This window comes from uncultured Phyllobacterium sp. (genome assembly GCF_902479695.1).
Classification (GTDB): Bacteria; Pseudomonadota; Alphaproteobacteria; order Rhizobiales; family Rhizobiaceae; genus Phyllobacterium; species Phyllobacterium calauticae.
Genome location: NZ_CABSQF010000031.1, coordinates 44,213 through 52,981, shown reverse-complemented (window position 1 = coordinate 52,981; position 8,769 = coordinate 44,213). Strand labels below are relative to the sequence as shown.

General features: G+C 57.2%; 9 protein-coding genes and 1 pseudogene. 6 read left to right on the top strand and 4 right to left on the bottom strand.

From position 1 onward, the window contains the following. The coding region (gene repC, locus RDL77_RS17760; protein ID WP_288192383.1) for a replication initiation protein RepC at nt 1-272 on the top strand (272 nt) is incomplete at its 5' end. 467 nt (nt 273-739) lie between these two features. Here repC and RDL77_RS17755 read toward each other — a convergent pair. From RDL77_RS17755 to RDL77_RS17745, 4 genes and pseudogenes are all read right to left on the bottom strand, one after another. After that, a complete protein-coding gene (locus RDL77_RS17755) occupies nt 740-1,045 on the bottom strand; it encodes a hypothetical protein (protein ID WP_288194020.1) in 306 nt (101 codons plus the stop codon). Between the two features lie 265 nt (nt 1,046-1,310). Next, nucleotides 1,311-1,419 (bottom strand): annotated as a pseudogene (locus RDL77_RS24865) (IS6 family transposase); the annotation flags it as partial. A 14-nt stretch (nt 1,420-1,433) separates the two neighbouring features. Next, nucleotides 1,434-2,582 (bottom strand): galactonate dehydratase, encoded by a 1,149-nt coding sequence (dgoD, locus tag RDL77_RS17750; RefSeq protein ID WP_288194018.1) that lies wholly within the window; start codon nt 2,580-2,582, stop codon nt 1,434-1,436. 14 nt (nt 2,583-2,596) lie between these two features. After that, complete coding sequence (locus tag RDL77_RS17745; RefSeq protein WP_288194017.1) at nt 2,597-3,355, bottom strand: FadR/GntR family transcriptional regulator; 759 nt, start codon at nt 3,353-3,355, stop codon at nt 2,597-2,599. Between the two features lie 178 nt (nt 3,356-3,533). Between RDL77_RS17745 and RDL77_RS17740 the strand changes: the two genes are divergently transcribed. The 5 genes from RDL77_RS17740 to RDL77_RS17720 all read left to right on the top strand — a co-directional run bounded on the left by RDL77_RS17740 (nt 3,534) and on the right by RDL77_RS17720 (nt 8,759). Beyond that, a complete protein-coding gene (locus RDL77_RS17740) occupies nt 3,534-4,526 on the top strand; it encodes an arabinose ABC transporter substrate-binding protein (protein WP_105735011.1) in 993 nt (330 codons plus the stop codon). Nucleotides 4,527-4,591: 65 nt separating this feature from the next. Next, on the top strand, nt 4,592-6,103 hold the full coding sequence (gene araG, locus RDL77_RS17735; RefSeq protein ID WP_288194016.1) for an L-arabinose ABC transporter ATP-binding protein AraG: 1,512 nt from the start codon (nt 4,592-4,594) through the stop codon (nt 6,101-6,103). A 10-nt stretch (nt 6,104-6,113) separates the two neighbouring features. Further along, nucleotides 6,114-7,064: an L-arabinose ABC transporter permease AraH gene (gene araH / locus RDL77_RS17730; protein WP_223615347.1), complete on the top strand. Its 951-nt coding sequence runs from the start codon at nt 6,114-6,116 to the stop codon at nt 7,062-7,064. Nucleotide 7,065: 1 nt separating this feature from the next. Continuing rightward, a complete protein-coding gene (locus RDL77_RS17725) occupies nt 7,066-7,980 on the top strand; it encodes an aldose 1-epimerase (RefSeq protein WP_288194015.1) in 915 nt (304 codons plus the stop codon). After that, on the top strand, nt 7,977-8,759 hold the full coding sequence (locus RDL77_RS17720) for an SDR family oxidoreductase (protein WP_288194013.1): 783 nt from the start codon (nt 7,977-7,979) through the stop codon (nt 8,757-8,759). Before RDL77_RS17725 ends, RDL77_RS17720 begins: the two co-directional genes overlap by 4 nt. Nucleotides 8,760-8,769: the final 10 nt, after the last annotated feature.

The following is an 8,769-nucleotide window of genomic DNA, read 5'->3' as shown; positions in this document are numbered from 1 at the left end:
AACTGATGGGCGCGGCCATTGTCGTGCGCTCCATGCTCGGCGTCAGCCCGTCCGCCTATGAGGAGGCCTGTGCGGTGCTCGGCCAGGAAAACGCCGCCATTGCCATGGCCTGCATCCTGCAAAGGGCCGATCAGATCAATTCGGCCGGCGGGTATCTGCGCTCCCTCACCGACAAGGCGGCCAAGGGCGAATTCTCCGTCTGGCCAATGCTGCTCGCCCAGCTCAGGGCCAATGGCACCCATGTCAGACTGGTCAAAGGGCAGCTGGAATGACGCCGATGCCACGCGCCAACCCACCGTTTCGCGGGCGAAACCACCAGGAAAAACCCCAGCAAATCCAGCATGTACAAACGCGCAAGACGCAAGAAAACGAACAGTTGTATATGCCGATAAGAGAAAAACATCGGCGAGTACGCGGGTGACGGGACAGAGCGAAAAGGGCAGGGGAGGCTTAAAACGTTGAGCAGAAGCAGGAAAAGCAAGCAAATCAGCCCTCAGCACGGCCACAGAACGAAATTCGCCCTGTAAGGCAGCCCGGCAGGCGCATATCGCATTCGGGATCATGGTTAAGAGAAGATTATCAGTCCATGATAAAGAATCTATCGTCGAAATAGGTGCGGGTTAGGATAAATAATATAATAAAAACAATGAATGATAGACTCTAGCGAATATAAAAGCCCGTGGCTCAACAGGATTCTGAGCGTCCATGTTGAGTCCTCGCGGCATATCGGCGCGAGCTGCTAAATCCCTGTCCCGTCGAGCTCGCGCGCGTCGTCGCCTTCCCATGGTGACGGCATGGAGCTGCCATCGAGATTGGCAGTGGGCATTGGCATCCAGCATTTCAATTCCGGCTCGGCATATTCGACGAGGCGGCCAGGCGAGGAATCGGAAGCACGCCAGCCTTCTGTGCCGAACTGATCACCCTTCGACCAATAGGCAAGGTCGACTTCTGCCGGCCCCTGTTCGGATGGCCGAATCGTGACGAGGATCCGCCGGCCATCTCTCGGCGCGGCTGCCATGTGGCGCCAGCGGTCAGGCTCATTCATCATTTTTCCTCCTGCCTTGCGGTGGATTGCAAGTGTTGCCTCGTCATCAAAAACGGTCAACTCAAATTATTTGACAGCCAACATGCGCATTCCACTGCAAGCCACCGCTTGATAACAAGTGCGCGGCGGCTGGGAGATCGCTCAAGAGCCAGCGACGACCGATGTGAGAATGCCGAGCAAATATATGAGACGTTTGTTTCCGCTGCGACCACACCAAAACCGAGGGTCTTTATATGGGATATGTCTCGTCGAAATTTCAGTTGCGGGTAAGAATGCGCGTCCTGCGATTAAACCGTTCATGCAATTTAGGACTGGCCAGAATTGTCCAGCGATGGATCGCAGAATGATCGATCAAAATGACGGCCCTTGAACATCACCATTCCCGTCTTCACCATTCGGCAAAGGAGCCGTCCTTGTGCCGCCAGATCGGGTTGCGCCAGCGGTGTCCTTCCTTGGCGCGTTCGATGACGTATTCCTCATTGATTTCAATACCGAGGCCGGGGCCTTCCGGAATTGCCACATAACCATCCTCGTAGTGAAAGACGGATTTGTCCTTGGCGTAGTCGAGCAAATCATTGGTACTGTTATAGTGGATACCGAGGCTTTGTTCCTGGATGAAGGCGTTGTAACTGACAGCATCAAGCTGCAGGCAAGCTGCCAGTGCAATTGGGCCAAGCGGGCAATGGGGTGCCAGCGCCACGTCGTAGGCTTCGGCCATGGCTGCGATCTTGCGGCATTCCGTAATGCCGCCCGCGTGAGACAGGTCGGGCTGGATGATATCAACGGCCCCTTGCTCAAGAACGCTCTTGAAATCCCAGCGGCTATAAAGGCGCTCGCCCAGTGCAATCGGCGCTGATGAAAAAGCGGCAATTTCCTTGAGCGCCTCACGGTTCTCGCTCAGCACCGGTTCTTCGATGAACATCAGGCGATAGGGATCGAGTTCCTTGACCAGTGCCCGTGCCATCGGCCGGTGAACACGGCCGTGAAAATCGACGGCAATGCCGATGTTCGGTCCGACTGCCTGGCGAACAGTCGCGACACGCTCGATGACGGCATCGATCTTGTCGTGGCTGTCCACGATCTGCAATTCTTCCGTGCCGTTCATCTTGAGTGCGGTGAAGCCGCGGCTGGTGACGTCAAGGGCGCCGGCGGCGATGTCAGCCGGCCGGTCACCGCCGATCCAGGAATATACCTTGATCCGGTCGCGGAGTTTGCCGCCGAGAAGCGCATGGACAGGCACGCCCAGTGCTTTGCCCTTGATGTCCCAAAGCGCCTGATCGACACCGGCGATCGCACTCATCAGGATGGGGCCGCCGCGATAGAAGGCGCCGCGATACATCACTGTCCAGTGATCCTCGATCAGACGCGGATCCTTGCCGATCAGATAATCGGCAAGTTCTGTGATCGCGGTTTCAACCGTGTGCGCCCGGCCTTCGACAACGGGTTCGCCCCAGCCGCTGACACCCTCGTCGGTTTCAATTTTCAGAAAGAGCCAGCGCGGGGGAACAATGAATGTCTTGAGTGCGGTGATTTTCATCGTCTGTCTGACCTTTAAACGGTTTTGCCTGCATTGATGGATTTTGCCGCGGCAAGATCGCGTGCGGCGAGGTCCAGGATGTCACTGGCGGCCTTGCGTGCAGCGGCAGCGTCGCGCATCCGCAATGCTTCGACCATGGCGCGGTGCGCTTTGATCGCTTCGCTTCTCTGATCGTTGGAAGTGGTGGCGGTGGTTTCGAGAACGAATTTCAGTGCCGCGTCGATCAGTCCGCCAATCTGACGGAACACCGGGTTGTGGCTTGCCGCGTACAGAATCTGGTGGAACGCTATGTCTGAACGCGAGAACTGCTCCACATCGTTCGCTGCGTCGGCCATGCCCTGCCAGGCAAGCTCGAGATCGGCGATTTCCTGCAGCGTGGCCCTGCTCGCTGCAAGTTCCGCAACCAGCGGTTCTATGGCGCGGCGTGTTTCAAGGATGGCGTCGAACAGGCGGTCGTCCAGGAGGTGCGGCGCATGCCATTCCAGCACCTGGGGGTCGATGATGTTCCAGTTATCCGGATCACATACGGTTGTTCCGATGCGCGGACGGCTGCTGACCAATCCCTTGGCGGCCAAAACCTTCAGCGCCTCCCGGATAACCGTCCGGCTAACGCCATAGGCGTCGCCGAGGTCGCTTTCCCGCGGCAAAAGGCTGCCGCTTGGATAACGGCCGGCAAATATGTCACGTGCAAGCGCGCGCACCACATCCGGCATCACGCGGGGGCGGCGTGTTTTCTGCGCGCCTGCAGTCGACGGATCAGTGGCTTGGCTCATCATTTCTTCCCCTCTGTGACGCGACGGCGTCACAGCCTTATCGATCATCGTGTCGAGAATTCCAATCCCTCGAGCAATAGACTATTTATCATACCAGAGCAATTGACTAGTATGATAAAAATGATTAATTGTACCATCACGATCGGAAAACGGGATCGTGCTTTTGGGAGGAATGACAATGAATTTAATCAAGACGGCGATTCTCGCCGGCGCACTCGCAACGATGTCTGTCGTGTCCATGGTTCCTGCCAGTGCGCAGGATGCCAAAATCGGATTCATCGTGAAACAGCCGGAGGAGCCCTGGTTCCAGGATGAGTGGAAATTTGCCGACCAGGCAGCCAAGGAGAAGGGATTTACCCTCGTCAAGATTGGCGCTGAGGATGGCGAGAAGCTGATGTCGGCAATCGACAATCTTGGCGCGCAAGGCGCTCAGGGCTTTGTCGTCTGCACGCCCGATGTGAAGCTTGGACCGGGCATTGTGGCGAAGGCGGCTGCGAACAATCTCAAGATGATGACGGTCGATGACCGTTTGGTCGATGCCGCCGGCAAACCGCTTGAGGATGTGCCGCATATGGGGATTTCCGCCACCAAGATCGGCGAAGCCGTCGGGCAGGGCATCGTTGACGAGATGAAGGCACGCGGCTGGAAGCCGGAAGAAGTGGGGGCCATTCGCGTTTCCTACGATCAGCTGCCGACGGCCGTTGACCGTGTCGAGGGTGCCATTTCGGTGCTGAAGGCAAATGGCTTCAAGGCTGAGAACATCTTTCCGGCGCCTCAGGCCAAGACGGATACCGAAGCTGCTCTGAATGCTGCAACCGTGGTGTTGAATGCGCATGCCGGTATCAAGAAGTGGGTCGCTTTCGGCCTCAATGACGAGGCGGTGCTCGGCGCTGTGCGCGCGACGGAGAGTGTGGGCATTCCGGCAGACGGTGTGATCGGCGTTGGCATCGGCGGGGCGGACTCGGCGATCAACGAGTTCAAGAAGCCGACCGCTACCGGTTTTGTCGGGACTGTTATCATTTCCCCCAAGCGTCATGGCTATGAGACCGCCACCAACATGTATGAGTGGGTGGCGAACGGCAAGCAGCCGGAAAAGCTTACCCTGACATCGGGCGCTCTCGCCAAGCGGGATACCTTCCAGCAGGTACGCAAGGAACTCGGTATCGAGTAATCCTCGCCGTATATTGAAATCCCTGGCGGCGGTTTGTTCCGCCGCCAAGCTGGAGGGGAAGCCACGTGTCGTTTTTACAGTTCACAAATCTTACGAAGACCTATCCCGGCGTGAAAGCGCTGTCCGGCATCAGTTTCGATGTACGCAAGGGTGCCGTGCATGGATTGATGGGTGAGAACGGTGCCGGTAAATCAACCCTCATCCGAATTCTGTCCGGAGATCAGCATGCGAACGAGGGCGAAATACGCATTGACGGCGACGTTCAGGCGTATGGCTCTTCAAGAGACGCCTTCGAACATGGTGTGATCGTCATCCACCAGGAGCTGCAGCTCGTACCCGAGTTGAGCGTGGCGGAAAACCTGTATCTAGGCCGGTTCCCGGCAAAGGCGGGTGTAGTTGCCTCTGCAAAAATGTTCGCCGATGTTACCGAAAAACTGAAGAATGCAGGAATCGATATCGACCCGCGCCAGAAGGTAAAGACGCTGTCCATCGGTGAACGGCAGATGGTGGAAATCGCCAAGGCAGTGATGCTCGATGCACGGGTGATTGCCCTTGATGAGCCGACCTCTTCGCTTTCTTCCCGCGAAAGTGAAATTCTTTTCACGCTGATTGACCGCTTGCGGGCCGAAGGCAAGGTTATCCTCTATGTTTCGCATCGGCTGGATGAGGTTTTCAGGCTTTGCGACAGTTTGACGGTTTTGCGCGATGGCAAGCTCGCAGCACACCATGAGACTTTGCAAGGTGTAACGCGTGATCAGATCGTAGCCGAAATGGTCGGGCGGGAAATCAACGATATCTGGGGCTGGCGTGGCCGTGAGGCAGGCGCCGTGCGTCTGAAGGTGGAGAATGTTTCCGGAGAACGCCTGCCGGAGCCTGCGAGCTTTGATGTGCGCGCCGGCGAGATTGTCGGCTTCTTCGGCCTTATCGGTGCGGGCCGTTCCGAACTGATGCGACTGGTCTTTGGAGCCGATCCGCAGTTTTCCGGTGCAACCTCGATCGACGGTGCCCAGGTGAAAGCCGGGAACCCGCGTCAGGCGATCCGGTCGGGGATTGTTCTGTGCTCGGAGGACCGCAAGCATGACGGTATTCTCCAGGGGCGCTCGATCGAAGAGAACATCAATGTTTCGTCACGCCGCCATTACAGCCCGTTCGGATTGCTTGACCGGAAGAGGGAGGTGGAGGTTGCGGAAACCTTCATCAAGCGCCTGAAGGTACGCACCCCTTCGCGCAAGCAGGACATCGTCAACCTCTCCGGCGGCAATCAGCAGAAAGTCATATTGGGTCGCTGGCTGGCGGAGCAGGGTGTGAAGGTCCTGATCGTCGATGAACCGACGCGTGGCATCGATGTCGGCGCCAAGTCCGAAATCTACGAGATTCTCTACGAACTTGCCGAAAGCGGGATGGGCATCGTCGTGGTTTCGAGCGAACTGCCCGAGGTGATGGGTATCTGTGACCGTATCCTGGTCATGTGCGCCGGGAAAATCGCGGCCGGGTTGAACCGTGACCAGTTTGAAGAAAATGCGATCCTGGCAGCGGCGCTTCCGGACGTGAAGCAGCCAACAGAAATTGCGTATTGAGGACACAGGCATGACCAATCAGTTGAAGAAGATTTTGCTGGGGGACCAGGGCATCGTCCTGATTTTCATCGTGGCCTTCACGATCGTGGCATTGCTGGTTCCCAATTTCCTGACCGAACGCAATATGCTTGGCCTGCTGCAGTCGGTGGTTACGGTGGGGATTGTCGCCTGCACCATGATGTTTTGTCTCGCAGCACGGGACTTCGATCTGTCGGTCGGCTCGACTGCGGCTTTCACCGGGATGGTCGCTGTCATGGCGTCGAACACCACCGGATCAATCCTGGTCGGGATCGGTGCAGCACTTCTGTGCGGTGCGTTCGTCGGGTTCGTCAACGGCTTCGTCATTGCAAAGTTCAGGATCAACGCGCTCATCACCACACTGGCGACCATGCAGATTGTGCGTGGCCTTGCCCTGATATCGTCGGATGGGCGCGCCATAGGTATCAATGATCCGGGTTTCTATCAGTTGGCGCTCTCGAAATTGTTCGGCATCCCGACGCCGGTCTGGATACTTGCTGGCCTCTTCGTGATCTTTGGCTTTGTCTTGAACCGCACGGTCTTCGGCAAGAATACCCTGGCCATTGGCGGCAATCCGGAGGCTTCGCGCCTTGCCGGCGTCAATGTCGACAAGACCAGAATCTGGATTTTTGCCTTGCAAGGTGTGGTCTGTGCCGTGGCGGGGATATTGCTCGCGTCCCGTATTACATCAGGTCAACCGAATGCGGCAGTCGGCCTTGAACTTTCAGTCATATCCGCCTGTGTTCTCGGCGGCGTATCGCTTGCGGGCGGACGAGCCACGATGGCGGGTGTCATTGTGGGCGTGATGATCATGGGCATTGCGGAGAACGTCATGAACCTCATGAACATTCCCGCCTTCTATCAGTATATCGTGCGCGGCCTCATCCTGCTCTTGGCGGTGATGCTCGACAATCTGCGGTCCAGCGCATTCATCAGGCGATAAAATGCCATCCGGGAAACAGTCAGTTCCAGCGGATTTTCTGGTCCTGCACAATGCGCATATGACTGTCCGCGTCGCCTCAAAGGGCGGCGCGGTGGTGGATGGCAAGACGTCGGATGGCCGTTTCGTTCTGCGCCCTTACACCGGGACAGAACAGGAATTCACGGTGCAACGGGCGGCATGTTTTCCGCTTGTTCCAATCGGCAACCGGGTCGCTGGCAACGGTTTCCACTTTGGCGGCAAGCGTCGATCATTCGTTCCGAATACGCAGGAAAGCCTTTATCTCCATGGTGACGGCTGGCTTGGCGACTGGAATGTGCTGGAGGCATCGGTTGAAGCGGTGACACTGGAGTTCAGCAGGAAGGCGGATGAAAATTCCCCTTATGCTTACAGGGCAATGCAAACAATCCGGCTCACGGGCACCACGCTTGACATGCAGCTTTCCATAACCAATAGCGGCGACGAGACACTGCCTTTCGGTATTGGATTTCATCCCTTTTTTCCGCGAACGCCCAAAACCACCTTGAAGGCATCGGCAGTCCGTTGGTGGACGGAGGCGCCATCGCATCTTCCACATACCCTTGAAGCGCCGCCCGAGGATATGGTTTTTGCACGTTCGACATCGCTACCGGATCGCTGGATCAACAATGCATTCGAGGGTTGGGACGGCAAGGCCACCATTGCATGGCCGGAGCACAATCTTTCTCTCAGCGTGGAAGCCACGGAAGTCTTCGCGCGGTTCATGCTCTTTGCGCCAGACACTGACCGCAGTTTCTTCTGCTTCGAGCCGATGAGCCATACGCCGAATGCGCTGGCCTCGGTCGAAGCCGATCCCATGGGGCTCGCATTGCTGGCTCCGGCGGAGGAAATAAGCGGCGGACTATCACTGACAATTCTTGATGGGAGTGAAGTGCCATGACGAACCGACTTGCCGGAAAAAGGATAGTCATCACAGGCGCTGCGCAGGGGATTGGTCTGGCAATCACCGAGGCGTGCCTGGCGGAAGGTGCCCGGCTTTTTCTCATCGATCGGGACCGTGCATTGCTCGAAAGCGCGGTAGATGAATTGCGGGCAAGGTCAATTTCCGTTGGATTTGCCATAGCTGATATCAGCGATGCTGCGGCTGTTCTTGCCGCCGTCAATCAGGCTGCATCTGAAATCGGCGCGATCAACGCCCTGATCAACAATGCCGGCATCAATGTGTTCTCCACCCCTCTCGAAACCACGGAAGAGCAGTGGAACCGCAACTTTGATGTCAATGTCAAAGGCGCGTGGAACTGCAGCAAGGCTGTACTGCCATCGATGCTGGAGCAGGGTGGCGGCGTCATCCTGAACATCGCCTCGACACACAGCTTTACGATCATACCGCAGACTTTTCCCTATCCGGTCGCCAAACATGCCCTGCTTGGCCTGACCAAATCGCTTGCACTCGAATATGCGGGCAAAGGGGTGCGGGTGAACGCGCTGGCACCCGGCTATGTGGAAACGCAGAAGGTGCTCGACTACTGGAACAGCTTTGAAGACCCGGCTGTGGCGCGCGCCAAGACACTCGCCCTTCATCCGGGCGGGCGCATCGCCTCACCGCAGGAGATCGCGCAGGCGGCTGTGTTCATGATTTCCGATGAGTGCCCGTTCATGAACGCCGCCTGCCTTGTCGTGGACGGCGGTCTCAGCCAGCAGCAACACCCGAACAATTAGCAAAGACAGA

What these genes read in the sequence shown, in the direction of transcription:
- RDL77_RS17755 (WP_288194020.1), bottom strand. Translation starts at nt 1,045, where the DNA reads ATGAATGAGCCTGACCGCTGGCGCCACATGGCAGCCGCGCCGAGAGAT.
- dgoD (WP_288194018.1), bottom strand. Translation starts at nt 2,582, where the DNA reads ATGAAAATCACCGCACTCAAGACATTCATTGTTCCCCCGCGCTGGCTC.
- RDL77_RS17745 (WP_288194017.1), bottom strand. Translation starts at nt 3,355, where the DNA reads ATGAGCCAAGCCACTGATCCGTCGACTGCAGGCGCGCAGAAAACACGC.
- RDL77_RS17740 (WP_105735011.1), top strand. Translation starts at nt 3,534, where the DNA reads ATGAATTTAATCAAGACGGCGATTCTCGCCGGCGCACTCGCAACGATG.
- araH (WP_223615347.1), top strand. Translation starts at nt 6,114, where the DNA reads ATGACCAATCAGTTGAAGAAGATTTTGCTGGGGGACCAGGGCATCGTC.
- RDL77_RS17725 (WP_288194015.1), top strand. Translation starts at nt 7,066, where the DNA reads ATGCCATCCGGGAAACAGTCAGTTCCAGCGGATTTTCTGGTCCTGCAC.
- RDL77_RS17720 (WP_288194013.1), top strand. Translation starts at nt 7,977, where the DNA reads ATGACGAACCGACTTGCCGGAAAAAGGATAGTCATCACAGGCGCTGCG.